12 protein-coding genes are annotated in these 15,564 nt (G+C 42.4%); 3 read left to right on the forward strand and 9 right to left on the reverse strand.

The window, feature by feature from the left end:
• Window positions 1-21: 21 nt before the first annotated feature.
• The 5 genes from HXT32_RS06480 to clpB all read right to left on the reverse strand — a co-directional run bounded on the left by HXT32_RS06480 (window position 22) and on the right by clpB (window position 6,215).
• Entirely contained in the window at window positions 22-753 is a 732-nt protein-coding gene (locus HXT32_RS06480; RefSeq protein ID WP_004136512.1) for a hypothetical protein, read from the reverse strand.
• On the reverse strand, window positions 743-1,837 hold the full coding sequence (locus tag HXT32_RS06485) for a hypothetical protein (RefSeq protein WP_004136513.1): 1,095 nt from the start codon (window positions 1,835-1,837) through the stop codon (window positions 743-745). Before HXT32_RS06485 ends, HXT32_RS06480 begins: the two co-directional genes overlap by 11 nt.
• Window positions 1,838-2,370: 533 nt before the next feature.
• Window positions 2,371-3,138, reverse strand: a complete 768-nt coding sequence (locus HXT32_RS06490; RefSeq protein ID WP_004136514.1) for an ABC transporter ATP-binding protein — start codon at window positions 3,136-3,138, stop codon at window positions 2,371-2,373.
• A gap of 26 nt (window positions 3,139-3,164) precedes the next feature.
• Window positions 3,165-3,326 carry a hypothetical protein gene (locus tag HXT32_RS06495; protein WP_004136515.1) on the reverse strand — a complete coding sequence of 54 codons (162 nt, stop codon included), beginning with the start codon at window positions 3,324-3,326 and terminating at the stop codon, window positions 3,165-3,167.
• 294 nt (window positions 3,327-3,620) lie between these two features.
• Window positions 3,621-6,215, reverse strand: a complete 2,595-nt coding sequence (clpB, locus tag HXT32_RS06500; RefSeq protein WP_422118960.1) for an ATP-dependent chaperone ClpB — start codon at window positions 6,213-6,215, stop codon at window positions 3,621-3,623.
• A 391-nt stretch (window positions 6,216-6,606) separates the two neighbouring features.
• Here clpB and HXT32_RS06505 point away from each other — a divergent pair, with 391 nt between their 5' ends.
• Together HXT32_RS06505 and HXT32_RS06510 are read left to right on the forward strand one after the other, a co-directional pair.
• Window positions 6,607-7,314, forward strand: coding sequence for a cell wall hydrolase (locus HXT32_RS06505; RefSeq protein ID WP_285089564.1), 708 nt, complete (start codon window positions 6,607-6,609; stop codon window positions 7,312-7,314).
• Entirely contained in the window at window positions 7,241-8,590 is a 1,350-nt protein-coding gene (locus tag HXT32_RS06510; protein ID WP_240318946.1) for a hypothetical protein, read from the forward strand. Before HXT32_RS06505 ends, HXT32_RS06510 begins: the two co-directional genes overlap by 74 nt.
• Before the next feature lie 73 nt (window positions 8,591-8,663).
• On the opposite strand, the gene HXT32_RS06515 is transcribed toward HXT32_RS06510, so the two are convergent.
• From HXT32_RS06515 to HXT32_RS06530, 4 genes are all read right to left on the reverse strand, one after another.
• Window positions 8,664-9,479, reverse strand: coding sequence for a fumarylacetoacetate hydrolase family protein (locus tag HXT32_RS06515; RefSeq protein WP_415707391.1), 816 nt, complete (start codon window positions 9,477-9,479; stop codon window positions 8,664-8,666).
• Window positions 9,480-9,500: 21 nt separating this feature from the next.
• Window positions 9,501-10,301 carry a YggS family pyridoxal phosphate-dependent enzyme gene (locus tag HXT32_RS06520; protein ID WP_415707389.1) on the reverse strand — a complete coding sequence of 267 codons (801 nt, stop codon included), beginning with the start codon at window positions 10,299-10,301 and terminating at the stop codon, window positions 9,501-9,503.
• Between the two features lie 34 nt (window positions 10,302-10,335).
• Window positions 10,336-11,385, reverse strand: a complete 1,050-nt coding sequence (locus HXT32_RS06525; protein ID WP_415707472.1) for a glutamyl-Q tRNA(Asp) synthetase — start codon at window positions 11,383-11,385, stop codon at window positions 10,336-10,338.
• A 175-nt stretch (window positions 11,386-11,560) separates the two neighbouring features.
• On the reverse strand, window positions 11,561-12,292 hold the full coding sequence (locus tag HXT32_RS06530; RefSeq protein WP_012913721.1) for an MIP/aquaporin family protein: 732 nt from the start codon (window positions 12,290-12,292) through the stop codon (window positions 11,561-11,563).
• A gap of 662 nt (window positions 12,293-12,954) precedes the next feature.
• Between HXT32_RS06530 and HXT32_RS06535 the strand changes: the two genes are divergently transcribed.
• Complete coding sequence (locus tag HXT32_RS06535; RefSeq protein ID WP_004110091.1) at window positions 12,955-15,192, forward strand: RNA degradosome polyphosphate kinase; 2,238 nt, start codon at window positions 12,955-12,957, stop codon at window positions 15,190-15,192.
• Window positions 15,193-15,564: the final 372 nt, after the last annotated feature.

The following is a 15,564-nucleotide window of genomic DNA, read 5'->3' on the forward strand; positions in this document are numbered from 1 at the left end:
AAATATAATTAAACACGTCTTTTAAGCACGTTCAAAATAAAGCAATCCACGTCCACACGTGCCGCTCCATAGGCAAACTGCAATTACAGTAAGAACAACAATGACGTATAACAATATGGATTGTCCAGGAATTACAGGCAAAGTTCCAGAAGGATACCATCGCAAAATCAATCCAATTTTACTTTGCAAACCTTGTGTGGCAATATTCATCACCGCTAAAAAGACACCAAATGCAAGGCCGTAAAACCTTCCAAAACAGGCTAATCCAATCATTATGAGCACAATATCAATCCAAGCATTACCTAAAATCATCTGCAATGTACTCAATAACTGCAAATCAATTATACGAACAATTAACACTGAAGCGCCAAATGAAACAAACAAACACAATAAAGCAGCACTCAATGCATATATTCGCAACCTTTTCATCACGAAACGTTCCCACGATACCATAATCGGAGCAAGACAAACGAATGCCGCGGCAATAAACCCAACTACAATAACTTCATACAGAGGAACAACAAAATTAACAACACTACTACCAGATTGACATTGAAACGTTATACCTTCTACCGCATTATGCACATTAGCAGAATCCGGCAAACAAATATAACCAACATAAACTGGCAACTGCGTTACAAATGATCTGAATATAACAAGCATTAAAGAGGGAAGGACTACGGACAATAAAATTGCAACGATTGCAACAATATAATGCCTACCTTCAAGCCAAGCGCGAAAATTATTTTTCATGCTTATCACCAAGTTCCGATAAGACTTGTTGTGGAGTTATGAGACATTGATTAAGTTCTTTAACATGATTTTTTACAAATTGTTTCAGCTTAGCATCATCAGCATTATTAATACTCATAGCCACTTTATCGTTTGCTTCACCTGTAATAAATCCATATGACCCATACACATCATTACTTATACGAGAAGGAAGCTGAGCAAGCAAAAATGCTGTAACAGAAGCGTTTGAATCAAGATTCTTTTTTACATATACTTCTTTCATAGCACTTGATGCACATTTTGCAGGCACAAATCTTTGTAACACTTCTTGAGCGATACCAGTCATATCACCATATTTCTCAGAACGCCTAACAAATGTATCTGTTTGTTGTTGAATAACAGTAGCTTTAAGATTACGTAACTTTATTAAACCACTATTAGTAAGATTCCAAGATTTTTCAGTATTTGTTGGAGTAAACGCATTTCCAAGCACAAGCACAATTCCTTTGCCTTGCGAATCTCTCTGATTCTTAGGAAACCAAGAAGCAACAGTTTTCAAATGTTTAACAGCACGAAGTTTACGAATATAAGCTTCTTCAGGATGTACACAAACAGAAAAAGCAGTATCTTTAAACGTCGTACACTGAGGCACAAAAGGTCCAGAGCGAATCCAAGGTTTTGGACCCCACATAGCTATACAACAAGCACATACTATTGGCATAATTAAAGAAATACTTATTGCTTTTATGCACCAATAAGATCCCTTTTGCCAAAAATATCTAATATGCGCGCAACAAAGAATGCATGAAACGATAACAACACACACAAAGAATATGCGCAAAGTCACCAACCATGGGTTCATACGCAAACCAGGCTCAGCACCAATACCAGCATCCGACACTGGAAGTATTGCATATAAACTACTACCCCAATATCTAGGAAAAATATCTCCCTGAGGTATGGTGCCATTATGCATTATAATGACACCATAAATACAGCACCAAATTATTGCAAAAGATAATAAAGCTGAGAATACAATTGCCCAACGATTGCCAATAATTACTCCTAAAGCAAAACCAATTGCAAAAAATGCACTTGGCGTCACGCCTCCACATAATAGTGGAAAATACGGAAAATTTGTAATATTTACATCACTCTGAATTACTGTTGGCAATATACTTACGCAATATAACAAACTGCACAGTATAGCGCCTTTTAGTATAGGAATAGCGTAACGACTGGCTGATTTTCCTGCACACCACGCAGAATTAACCAAACATCTAGGCGAGCAAGCTTTACATGAACACCATGCGCCAAAAATGCAAGCAACAATATCAGACAAACAATGCATCCACGTGACATCAATTCTTAACCAAAGCGCATAATTATTATTATGCGCTAAAAAATTTGCCACACCCAAAAAAATAGGATATGCAATCAAAAATAAGCTAAAAATACAACTGCTTATTAGAGATAATGGGTACATAATACGTGAAATAATTGTGCACTTCTTATGACTTTTCGTAAAAAATCTGAATTCAGTTAAAAAGTTAGAATATTGACGCATATTTAATCACATCCCTACTTGCTACCACATTAACGAAATAAGAAACTATACATATCTAGTTACTGCTACTACTAATTTTTATGAAATTTAGATAGCAAATGCCTATACCCTGATTCCCATGGAGTTACCATAAGATCTTCACGATTAGCATATTGAAGAAGATTATCCATTTTCCCATCAAGCAATATAATTCCTTCATTAAGAACTATAACCCGATCCGCAATTACTGCTAAATCTTCTACTAAATGTGTACTGACAATAACAGTATGCTTTTGCGAATAAGACTTAAGAAAATTACGAATATCAATACGCTGCTCAGGATCTAAACCAACAGTAGGCTCATCAAGTATTAGTACTGCAGGCTGACTAGCAATCACACAAGCAATACCAGCACGCTGACGCTGACCTCCTGATATTTTTGCAACTATGCGATGTGCTTGTTTTTCCAAGCCAACCTGTTTGAGAGCATTCCAAGCAGCTTGATACGCAGCACTCCACGATAGACCTCGCGCCCATGCGGCATATTGAACATTTTTTAACACACTCGATGCATTCATAAGTTCAAATGATTGTGGCAAATAACCAATATTTGACCGAGCTTTAGCCCTTTCCGCACGATCAGTTACGTCAAAGCCATGAACAAAAAGTTTCCCACTAGAGGGAGCATAAATCGTCGCTATAACGTTAAGCAGAGTAGTTTTCCCAGCACCATTTGGCCCCAAAAGACCACATATGCCAAAAGATAAATCTATAGAAAGATTATGCAAAATTTGTTTTTTCCCATACGAAAAATTCACATTAACAAGTTGCACATCTGAGCACGTATATGATTCTTGCATATCTCACCACTTAATAACTAGACTACTTACCTACAACTTCGTATATTTTCTCTGTCTATTCCAACTACAGAACCACTCATCTGAGCATAAGCTGACATTGGCATAGCATAAGCAATAGTAGAACGCGCAACTATTGCAAATCCTTCCTTTGCGAACATATTCGTATCTCCATTTTCAATCTGCTTCATAACGTATTCAGCCTTGAATACATACACGCATTTTATAATAATTCAATATAAAAAAAATAGATTTTTACAAAAACCAATTAAAATTTTAAAAGATACGCATATTCGATAATGCCAATTATCAGCAATAACTCGAAAAATTAAGGGGGAATTCCACCTTTTTATTTCAAGTTCATTCTACAAATATTTTTTATTTAGATAAAAAAATAGCGTGCTGTCTACTGGGGAATAATCCAACAAACAGCACGCTTTGTTTTATTTGACTACATTATTTGACTACATTAAAGAATGCAGGCACTACGCAATCTTTAGGGTCACATGGTCGCTAGTATTCTCACAATCTGCAACTACGCGAGCGCCATCATGCACCTTTCCAGAAAGCAACAATCGCGCAAGCTGGTCGCCAATTTCCGTTTGAACCAATCTGCGCAAAGGACGAGCACCATAAACTGGATCGTAGCCATGCTCCGCAAGCCAAGTGCGAGCAGAGTCACTCACATCCAAGCTAATGCGGCGGTCGCTCAAGCGCGCAGCCACTTGACGAACTTGAATATCCACAATTCCACCAAGCTCTTCACGAGTAAGCGGATGGAACATAACAAGTTCATCCAAACGGTTGATGAACTCTGGCTTAAACTCAGCGTGAACAGCGTTCATAACAGCTTTACGTTTAGCAGCATCGTCCAAGCCTTCTTGCACAAGGAATTGCGAACCCAAGTTTGACGTCATAATCAAAATCGTATTCGTAAAATCAACCGTTCTACCCTGACCGTCAGTCAAACGACCATCATCCAAAACCTGCAACAAAACGTCGAATACTTCCGGATGTGCCTTCTCAACTTCGTCAAAAAGCACTACAGAATACGGACGCCTACGCACAGCTTCAGTAAGCTGGCCGCCTTCCTCATAGCCAATGTAACCAGGAGCAGCACCGATTAGACGCGAAACGGAAGCCTTTTCCATGTACTCGCTCATATCAATGCGAACTATTGCGCGCTCGTCGTCAAACAAAAAGTCGGCAAGAGCCTTAGCAAGCTCCGTCTTACCAACGCCAGTAGGGCCCAAGAACAAGAAGGAGCCAGTTGGACGATTCGGGTCTGCAATTCCAGCACGGCTTCTGCGCACAGCATCTGCTATAGCCTGAATTGCTTCACTTTGACCAACAACGCGCTTAGAAAGCTCCTTTTCCATGTTGAGCAGCTTCTCATTTTCGCCTTGCATTAAGCGACCAACAGGAATACCAGTCCATTCGCTAACAACTCCAGCAATAGAATCGGCATCAACCTGGTCTGGAACCATCGGCTCTTTTGCTTCACTCTTAGCATTAGCAGCCTCGGACTCCGCCTCTTCCAAAGCTTTTTGAATGCTTGGGATTTCGCCATACAAAATACGGCTCGCCTGCTCCAAGTTGCCTTCGCGCGTGAATTTGTCGGCTTCTACGCGCTTAGCATCGAGTTGCGCTCGCAAATCACCAACCTTGTTGTGACCAGCCTTTTCCGCATCCCAACGCGCTTTCAATCCAGCAAGCTTTTCGCGCGAGTTTGCCAATTCTTCCTGCAACTTTTCTAAGCGTTCGCGCGCAGCAGCATCTTCCGCTTTCTTTAATTGCATTTCCTCCATTTCAAGACGCGTAACTTTGCGCTGCAATTCATCGATTTCTTCTGGCTGAGAATCAAGCTCCATACGCAAGTGAGCTGCCGCTTCATCCACCAAATCAATCGCCTTATCTGGAAGCTGACGACCGGTAATATAGCGGTTTGAAAGCGTTGCTGCAGCTACGATTGCATCGTCACTAATCGTCACCTTGTGGTGCGCTTCGTAACGTTGCTTAAGTCCACGCAAAATCGTCACCGTATCTTCAACAGATGGCTCGCCAACAAACACTTGCTGGAATCTGCGTTCAAGCGCAGAATCCTTTTCAATATGCTCACGATACTCGTTAAGCGTAGTCGCGCCAACCAAGCGCAGCTCACCGCGCGCAAGCATTGGCTTAAGCATATTGCCAGCATCCATTGAACCTTCTGCAGATCCCGCGCCAACAACAGTGTGAATTTCGTCAATAAACGTAATAATTTGACCGTCTGATTGTTGAATTTCCTTCAACACTGCTTTTAAGCGTTCCTCAAACTCGCCGCGATACTTCGAACCTGCAACCATCGAAGCCAAGTCAAGACTGATAAGACGCTTGTTTTGCAAAGTCGTAGGCACATCCCCTGCAACGATTCGCTGAGCTAATCCTTCTACAACTGCCGTTTTTCCAACGCCCGGCTCACCAATCAGCACAGGATTGTTCTTCGTGCGGCGAGAAAGAATCTGAATTACGCGACGAATCTCCTGGTCGCGCCCAATCACAGGGTCAAGCTTTCCCTCGCGAGCGCGCGCTGTCATATCAACTGAATACTTTTCGAGCGCTTTGTAGTTGCCTTCAGCATCCGGACTTGTCACTTTTGCGCCACCGCGTACAGTTGGCACAGCTTTTCGCAACGCGTCTGCGGAAACGTTGTGCTTTTTGAAAATATCCGCAACAGCATTCGGCGCGCTTGCAACTATGCCAATAAGCATGTGCTCCGTAGAAATGTATTCGTCTCCCATTGCGTGCATCTCTTTTTCTGCCTGGCTTAGCGCAGCCAAAAGCTGACGACTTGCATCTGGCTTAGTTGTAGTTGAGCCAGTAGATGAAGGCAATGCCACTAATGCGTTGCGAATTTCAGCACCGATTTGTTGCGCATCTGCCCCTGCCTGCGCAATAAGCGCGCGCACTACGCCCTGCTCTTGGCGAAGTAAAGCATCCGCCAAATGCAAAGTGTCAACTTGCGCATTGCCAGCAGCCGCTGCACTTTGCACAGCATCACTTAATGCGTCTTGCGCTAAGGTTGTAAACTTTTGTTCCATATCTACCTCATTTCCACGAAAGCTGTAGAAACCATTTCAGTTAAGTCAAATCGCTGCAATTTTTATTGCAATTTTTATTGCAACTCTCGTTGCAATTTCAAGCTTTTTGACAATACTTTCGAGTTCTAACGAGCTTTCACTTTCATGTATCTGATACGTATAACAGATTTTCCTATAACTTTATTCCTAAAACTTGAGTGTACTAGACTCAAGTTTTGAAATCAAGATTAAGGGCTATTCCCTAAAATCAATCACATGTTGCATATTTAAGGTGAAATTGCAATGTTTTACGAATATTTTATAAACTGACTTCTGCAAATAATATACAATATAAATATGTCGTCGGCGACATATTACAGGTAAAATTATCCACAATAACAATGAGGCTATTATGAATAAGAAACTTTTCAAAACAATTACAATTGCAGCTGTTTTATGCGTACTATGGCCTACATCTTCCGCTTTTGCCAAAGAATCATATGATGATAAATTATCAAATTTTGCAAATGCGTTACCTTATTACGTAAATAAAGAAAAGCTAGATAAAAGCGTGCAAGAAATAGCTCAATATCATCATTGGAGCAAAGAAAAAGTGCTCGATGCAGAAATGGAATTATTGCAAAATCCAAATATCAATAAATACCAACAAGATAAATCTTCCAGCCAAACAACTATAACGCTACCAAACGCTCAACATCGTGGTGATTTTTATTTCACTCCTGCAGGACTACATGGTCACACAGGCATTTACTCGCAAAAAAATAAAATTGTTGAGACAGTAGGACCAGGAGAAGTAGCTAGAGAAAAACTAGCTTTCAAGACTCTTGTAGCTCCAGGAGCAATAATACGTTCTGTTAATACATCTAATGCCAATAGAGCAAAAGCTGCAGATCGAGCTCGAACTTATATCGGTCGTGGATATAATAGTGCTTTCTTCCAACCGCATAAAAACGACTGGGGAGGACTACATTGCGCGCAATTAGTCTGGGCTTCTTATAAATATGGCGCTGGAATAGACATTGACGATGGCAACGATGAACTCGTCTGGCCTTGGGATCTTGAAAAAACAACAAAAGCCACAACATACAGAAAGCTTTGATGACAAGATGAAACAATTAAGCAAGAAGATAATTATTGTTTTACTGTGCTTTTCTGCCACCGTCATCGCATCAGCTATATTGTTTCTACTGTTTTGGCAGCAGATGCCTACACAAATTAGTTATAAACAAGCAAATCTTTCACATGCCGTTGGCGCTGTGGCAATAAGTGACATGACTGCCGGCAAAGAGAAGAAGCGAGATGGATTCATCGTATTACTCAACAACGATGGAACTTCTCAAACTATTACCACTTCTGCCATTGAATCTCCTAACATATTATGGAACACTGATGGTTTGTATTTCGTAGACGCTAAATTTGACTATTTCCTTGCCCAAAAAAGTAACATGCGTATTGCAATTAAACATCACAAAAAATTACCTGCTGCACAAGCTGGAATTTTTGAAAATAATCAGCACGAAGTTATTAGTGTTCTTGACCACGGTTTTACTCGCACTAGGAAAAATCAACTCGAATTCAATAGTATTACCCTTGGCAAACCGCGAAATACAGATATTATGCAATCACGTATATATGATGTATCGAGCGCTTGCGAGAGTGGCACGTACACCATTAGCCCCAGCGACAATGGAACTAATAGTTTTAATGGAACAAATGGATTCGTAATAAAAAAACTCCAAGATTCAATACCCATAAAACATATACTCAAAAATTCTGAAACGACGGTACATAGTTTTTCTACGATAGGAAACGATACAGCTCCTTGCATTCGCAACACCATCATTTCGATTGGAGACACAACGGAATATAAAAAAGACGATCCTGAATTCACTTTCACCACGTACGGTATTAATCGGTGGAATACGCAATCAGGAAAATTCGATTTTATACCGCTAACCTTGCAAAATAAGCGCATAGCCTATAACTATGGGGAAAAACACGATTTTGAAAATATTTCATATGGGAATAGGACAATGCTCAATGATCGCGAGCTCTTAGCACTCGACCAAGGCACAGGCGCGCTGTATAAAATTAATACAATTACTGGGAAAACGCAAATTACATTTACCATCCCAGTAAATACTTCAAGCAAGTTCAATCCAAAAAGATATTGGATGCAAACCACTAAAAATGCTATAGCAATTTTAGATAACGCAAATGGAGAAAAGACACCACAATCTACATTGTATTTTCTTAACAAAAAGAATTTTAAACTACAACAAACCGTGCATTTTGATAACACAACAAGTAATCTTCTTGCTGGGAAAGTAGATGGATGTCATTTCAGCGATTTTGCAATTAATCCACAAATGTAGACGATTTGCTAAATTACAGTTTATGGAAAAACTTAGGGGTGTCTTACAAATAAGACACCCTTTCCTTTAACTCTTATTCACTTACAACAACGTTTCGCAAAGAGCCAATGCCATCTACGTGCACGATAGCTTCGTCACCCGCGCGTAAAGTCCCAGCCGGGTATGGAGTTCCTGTCAAAATCACATCTCCCGGAAGAAGCGTTGAGAAGCTTGAAATCGCAGCAATTTGCTCAGGAATACTGTGAATAAGTCGAGCTGTGGTGCCACTCGCTTCTGGCACATTTTCACCATTAAGCGTAAATGAAATATGTGCATCGCGCCAATTTAGCTCGGTTGTAATCCAAGGTCCAAGCGGGCAAGAAGTGTCGAAACCTTTTGCGCGCGTCCACATTGGGTCGCTTCCTGCGCAATCTCGTAAAGTTACGTCGTTTACGCATGTAAAGCCAAAAACGTAATTCATTGCAGTATCTGCCGTCACATTTTTGGCGATTTTGCCCATAACAACTGCCACTTCTGGCTCAAAATTCATGTCGTTTGAGCAAGTAGGAATAACAATCGGATCGTCAGGTCCTATTACAGAAGTGCTCGGCTTTGTAAAAATCACCATATCTGCAGCAGTATGTGAAGAAGCCGCAGAAGAAGTAGCGCGCTCATCGTCGGAACGTGTATCGTAATTTTTTGCCAAGCCGTAAACTTTCGAAGGAATTACAGGTACAAGCAAGCGCACGCCATCGGCGTCTAACGCGTAACGTTTACCAGTTGGCTTAACTCCTTGTGGACTTAAAGGATGCCCTTCAAGCGCTACTAAATAATCTTTACCGTCGGTTTCGTCTTTTTGAACGAAAGCGTATTGCGGAACTTCATTATACGAAAAACGTGCAATTCTCATAGTTCAAGATTACGCAGCACACTACACAAATGCGCGTGGGCCAAAGATTGCCGAACCGATTCTGACCATTGTTGAACCTTCGGCAATCGCCCACGCAAAATCGCCGGACATTCCCATCGAAAGCTCTAATTTTGCAGAGTTTCCATCATGATCCTGCGCAAGTTGTTCACTCACACAATCTCTAATTTCTCGCAATTTTGCGAAACCACTTCTCACTATTTTTTCATCATCCACGCGCGCTCCAAGTGTCATAAATCCGTGCAAATTAAGTGCCGGAAGACTAGATATAGCGAACGCTTCGTCAATCGCGCGTTCTGGCGCGCACCCCGATTTCGTAGCTTCTCCCGAAACGTTCACTTCCAACATAACGTCTACACAAAGTCCCAAATTTTGCGCGCGAGCAGATATCTTTTGCGCAAGTTCAATGCCGTCAACCGACTGAATACCATTTGCAAGTGGTAAAACTTTGTTTATTTTATTGCTTTGCAGTTGACCGATTAAGTAGAGCGGAATTTCGCCGTTTACACCAACGCTTAAACCTTCTCTAGCAGCTTCCGCGCGTAAAATTTCGGCTTTTGCAACGATTTCTTGTGGGCGATTTTCCCCAATTACTCTCACCCCAGCTTTAAGCGCTGCCATAATTTCGCCAACATCTCGCGTTTTAGTTGCGGCAAGTAGCGTAACCGACTCAGCTTTGCGACCATAATGCGATTCGGCTTGAGCAATGGCGTCTTGCACGCTGTGCACGCCGTCGGCAATTTGACGCGCACGAACACAATCAACCTCAGTATTCGCTAAATCTTTTTGCGCCATATATGCCATTTATTGCCCCAATCTATCAATCTAAATACATAGTTTAGTCGAGGAAGGGCACGGATTTGTCGGCTAGGTTTGCGCGAACAGAACCCCACGGCGTGTCAAGGCTTTTAAATAACGCAAGCGCATCGTCGGCACTCATATCTACAGGCTGATTTTGACCAGGCTTTTTGTATCCCAAAAGATACATGCAATAGCCAATCATGCGCTCGGCACTCCAGCCAGATTCACGAAGAGCACCGACGTCTAGCGAGTGCTTACTTTTTGCAAGTCGCTCGCCTTGTGCGTTATCAATCAGCGGTAAATGCGCAAATTGCGGACGCACATAGTGCACGCCATAAGCCGCAAAAAATCCCGATTTTTCAAGCAGCTCACCAATCCAAATTTGAAGCGCTGCCGAACGAAGCAAATCGCGGCCGCGCACAATATCATTTACTCCGCTCAAAACATCGTCAACAACAACCGCAAGCTGATAAGAAAAAACGCCATCCGCGCGGCGAACCACCATATCTCCCAAATCGCGATTAATGTTAAACGATTGCGCGCCAAAAATCGCGTCTTCAAAACTCACATTTGCTTGCGGCGAATCAGCCGAGGGAACAGCAAGCCTTAAAGAATGTTGCTGATTATTTTGCAAACGCTTTTCGATTTGCGCCAAACCTTGCGCAGTTTTGCGAAGATTTCTGCACGTACCCGGGTAGCGTATAAAACCGTCGCCTTCTTGCGGAGCTGCGATTGCGCGAATATCGGAACGCGAGCAAAAACAAGGGTAGATTAACGAATTTCCGTCAGTATCTTGCAAAGATTCTAACGCATCAAGAGCTTCTTGGTAGATTGCAGTGCGCTCATGCTGATAAGTAGGCTCACCAACCCAATCAAGACCAGCCCATTTCAAATCGTCAATAACTCGAGCACTAGCATCCTTCGGCATTCGCGCAATATCAAGATCTTCCAGACGTAAAAGCATGTGGCCGCCTTGCGATTTTGCAGAAAGCCACGCAGCCAACATTGCTACCATGTTTCCAATATGCATACGCCCGGAAGGAGTCGGCGCAAAACGACCAATTGCAATAGTTGACTTCGAAAACATGATTTCGTCTTTCTTAAAATCTTTCTTAAAATCTTTTCCAATATTTTTCTTAATAAGCACAAGCTTGCAAAGCATAAGCTTGCAAAATAAAAAGCGCGTAACGCATTCATACTAGCATTACGCGCTTCTTACAATCGCAATAAACCGCAATCAATCACAGTTAAAAGCAAATGTTTTATGCAAATAACGACTTATACATAACCACACCCAAGATTGCGCCGGCAATAGGAGCAATAACTGGAATCCACGCTTCACCCCAGCGAGAAGATCCCTTGTGCGGAATTGGCAAAATTGCGTGAAGCAAACGCGGCATAAGATCACGAGCAGGATTCAAAGCAGGACCAGTTGGACCACCCATAGAAGTCACCAAGCCCCAAACAACGAAGCCAACGACGATTGAAGCGCCAGCCAAATTCTTCTCACCCCAAGGAGAAGTAAGGCAGCAAAGTGCAGCTAAAACAAGCACAAGTGTGCCGAAGAACTCGTTAAGGAAGTAGTTAATTTTGTTGTTATACGCATCCGTAGTGCAGAAAGTGCCAAGAATTGCTTCTGACTCCTCAGTTTCGTTGTAATGCGGCAAATAAGTTACGTACACAATAAGCTGACCAACCAGCGCGCCTAAAAGCTGAGCTACAATATAAGGCGCAACGTTAGCCCACGGGAACATGCCGTTTACAGCTTGCGCAATTGTCATAGCAGGATTGATATGCGCACCTGAGATTCCGCCAAACATGAGCACTGGGAACATCACGCCAAAACCGTAGCCCATAGCAATATTTAGCCAGCCAGCATGGTGTCCTTTAGTATTTTTTAATTCAACGTTTGCTACAGCACCGTTTCCGAAAATCATGAGAATAGCAGTGCCAATAAATTCTGCAGCCAACATTGCCATAAACGAATGTTGCATGGTCCTTCGATCCTTCTTACTTGTTTCAAACTCCACACACGTAATCACGCGTATAAATAACGACTCGTCGCTTAACAATCGTCCAACAACTCGCAATTGCGATTAGCACAGCATGGAACACAATATATTCTCATTTTCAAAGAAGCTAAGAAAATGAATTCCAACATTTATTCTTTGATAGTTTCCCTTATACGCGCGACAGTCTGCGTAAATAGTAAAATCGCCCTCACACCAAAAGAGGCCCGCCACCTTGGCGAGCCTCTTATCTACAAAAACAATATCTGCGGTTTCATCTTCACAACATCCTCGTTGCAACGGTTAAAGTCTTAAATATCCCGTCCAACGTCCACGGATTTCATATCCATACACTTTTGTGGGTTACCGCTATCTCTTTTTTGTTTTTGTAATTATTATTATCATCGTTTTTTGCCTAATAGTAAAGAGCAAATTAGCCTTTGTTAACATATTGTCACTACTGTTCAATTGCACACGAAAAATCGCAACTCTTGCGGCATTTTGTGAACATGCAAAGGTTATCATGTTAAATTACGTTCGCATGAGACACACTCCGGCGTGTCGCAAGATATTTTTAGAGCGCAAAGCAAGCAATAAAATCGACACTCAGTCGCGCACTTCCCTTGCAACGCATACAATTACAGAATATGGTACAAATTTTTGACGCTCCCTCAAAGGCGATACTGCGCGGTCAAATTGCCGAACACATCGCCGAAGATGAAAAGGCAGAAAAGCGTGAAGCTCGTGAGGGTGAGCTACCGTTGCCAAAAGATCGTTTCTTCGACCGAGAATTAAGCTGGTTGAAGTTCAATCGTCGCGTGCTCGAGTTGGCTCAGAATACAGATTTGCCACTTCTTGAACGCGCTAATTTTGCTGCTATCTTTGCGTCAAATCTCGACGAATTCTTTATGGTTCGAGTTGCAGGATTAAAGCGCAGAATAGATTCTGGAATAGCAGTAACTGCAGCATCCGGCTTAAGCCCTCGTCAGCAATTGCGCGCTATTAGTGAAGTAACTCACCGCCGTCAAGATGAGCACGCTCACTATGTTATTGAGCACATTCTTCCTGAGCTTGCCAAACAGCGCATTGTGTTGCTCAGCTGGGATAAGCTTACAGAATCAGAAAAAGCACGTTTGTCTGATTACTACAAAAAGCAAGTATTCCCTGTTCTTACGCCTCTTGCAGTGGATCCTGCTCACCCATTCCCATACATTTCCGGCAAGTCTATTAACTTGGCTGTTATCGTCGAAAATCCAAATTCTGGAAAGTCGCATTTTGCGCGCGTAAAAATTCCAGATAATTTGAATCGCCTTGTACCAGTTGACGATTTAACAGACGAAGAAGGTCGCGAAGAGCGCTACGGCTTCATCACTATGGAAAAGCTGATTGCAGCACACTTGGAATCACTTTTCCCAGGAATGATTATTAAGGAAGCTCGCTCTTTCCGCGTTACGCGTAACGAAGATATTGACGTTGAGGAAGACGATGCAGAAAACTTGCTTAACGCTATGGAGAAGGAACTTCTTCGCCGCCGCTTTGGGCCGCCAATTCGTTTGGAAATTTCTAACGAGGCCAGCCCATTCCTTTCTCAGCTTCTTGCAAATCAACTTCGCGTAAGCCCTGAGGAAGTCTATCGCTTGCCTTCGCCGCTTGATATGACGGTATTGTTTGAATTGCAGGCGCTTGACCGCCCAGATTTGAAGTATCGTCCGTTTATTCCTACTACGAACCGTCAGATTGCGGAAGTTGAAACTAGCCACGCTCAAGATATTTTCGCTTCTATTCGCGAGCATGACATTTTGTTGCATCATCCTTACGATTCGTTCTCTACTTCTGTACAGGCATTCCTCGCGCAGGCTGCTGCAGATCCAAAAGTGCTTGCAATTAAGCAAACTTTGTATCGAACGTCTAGCAATTCGCCAATTATTGACGCTCTTGTTGACGCAGCTCACGCTGGCAAACAGGTACTTGCGCTGGTTGAGATTAAGGCACGATTTGACGAGGACGCAAATATTGCTTGGGCTCGTAAGCTTGAGCGCGCAGGCGTTCACGTTGTGTACGGCATTGTTGGTTTGAAGACTCACTGCAAGCTTTCACTCGTGGTACGCCAAGAAGCAGAAGGGTTGCGTCGCTACTGCCACGTTGGCACAGGTAATTACAATCCTAAGACTGCTCGCCTTTACACTGATTTGGGGTTGCTTACTTGCGATCCTGTAGTCGGACAGGATTTGACTCGCTTGTTTAACCAGCTTTCCGGTTATGCTCCAAAGTCAAGCTTCCATCGCTTACTTGTAGCTCCACGAACCGTTCGCACTGGCATTATTCAGCGTATTCGCCGCGAGGAAGCCGCAGCTCTTGCTGGCAAGGAAGCGTGGATTAAGATTAAGGTCAATTCCGTAGTTGATGAGCAAACTATTGACGCTTTATACCGTGCTTCTCAAGCTGGCGTGAAGATTGATATTGTTGAGCGTGGAATTTGCTCACTGAAGCCTGGCATTGAGGGATTGAGTGAGAATATTCGCGTTCGTTCTATTCTTGGTCGATTCCTTGAGCACAGCCGTATTTACGCGTTCGCTAATTCTTGTGGCCCGCAGATTGGTGACGGTCCTGCAAGTGGTCCAGAAGTGTGGATTGGCTCTGCAGATTTGATGCACCGCAATCTTGATCGTCGAGTTGAAACCCTAGTTCGCATTACTGCGCCTGATCAAGTTGAAGCATTAATTCAGTATATTGATTTGCAAATGGCTGATTCAACTGTTTCGTGGTGGATGGATGGCGACGGCACGTATACCTTGCATTCTCGTGATAAGGAAGGTCGTCCGCTCGTTGACAGCCAGGCTTACTTGATTCATACTCACACGCGTAAGCCTCGCGGTGCGAACTAATCGCAAATAACTAATAAACAATAAGCAAGAGCCAGATTCAGTAACATGTTTCTGGCTCTTGTTGTGTTTATTAACCCTTTATAATCTGGCTAAATCTCAAGTATTCCCGGCAATAGCCGAAATTTCTACAGCACCATTTGCCAGTTTTAGGAAGTTTTTTAAGCCACCATTTGCCAGTTTTAGGAAGTTTGGGAATTTATGTTGCCTATGTTTTAGTACAAGTCAATTACACGCGCGAGAACAATAATCTTATTCTTTAAATTTTCAACTGCTTTTATGTAGATTTTATACAAAAAAATGTTTGTAGATTGTAAATATGACATTTTAGGATATTATTATATTAAGGAATATCGCTGTAGATAGTAGATAATA

The sequence above is a fragment of the Gardnerella sp. DNF00747 genome (genome assembly GCF_049262675.1).
Lineage (GTDB): Bacteria > Actinomycetota > Actinomycetes > Actinomycetales > Bifidobacteriaceae > Bifidobacterium > Bifidobacterium swidsinskii.

Bases quoted from the DNA above. Each gene is read 5' to 3' on its own strand.
- HXT32_RS06505 (WP_285089564.1), top strand. From the start codon at position 6,607: ATGAATAAGAAACTTTTCAAAACAATTACAATTGCAGCTGTTTTATGC.
- HXT32_RS06495 (WP_004136515.1), bottom strand. From the start codon at position 3,326: ATGAAGCAGATTGAAAATGGAGATACGAATATGTTCGCAAAGGAAGGA.
- HXT32_RS06530 (WP_012913721.1), bottom strand. From the start codon at position 12,292: ATGCAACATTCGTTTATGGCAATGTTGGCTGCAGAATTTATTGGCACT.
- clpB (WP_422118960.1), bottom strand. From the start codon at position 6,215: ATGGAACAAAAGTTTACAACCTTAGCGCAAGACGCATTAAGTGATGCT.
- HXT32_RS06480 (WP_004136512.1), bottom strand. From the start codon at position 753: ATGAAAAATAATTTTCGCGCTTGGCTTGAAGGTAGGCATTATATTGTT.
- HXT32_RS06520 (WP_415707389.1), bottom strand. From the start codon at position 10,301: ATGGCATATATGGCGCAAAAAGATTTAGCGAATACTGAGGTTGATTGT.
- HXT32_RS06525 (WP_415707472.1), bottom strand. From the start codon at position 11,385: ATGTTTTCGAAGTCAACTATTGCAATTGGTCGTTTTGCGCCGACTCCT.
- HXT32_RS06510 (WP_240318946.1), top strand. From the start codon at position 7,241: ATGGCAACGATGAACTCGTCTGGCCTTGGGATCTTGAAAAAACAACAA.
- HXT32_RS06490 (WP_004136514.1), bottom strand. From the start codon at position 3,138: ATGCAAGAATCATATACGTGCTCAGATGTGCAACTTGTTAATGTGAAT.
- HXT32_RS06515 (WP_415707391.1), bottom strand. From the start codon at position 9,479: ATGAGAATTGCACGTTTTTCGTATAATGAAGTTCCGCAATACGCTTTC.
- HXT32_RS06535 (WP_004110091.1), top strand. From the start codon at position 12,955: ATGGTACAAATTTTTGACGCTCCCTCAAAGGCGATACTGCGCGGTCAA.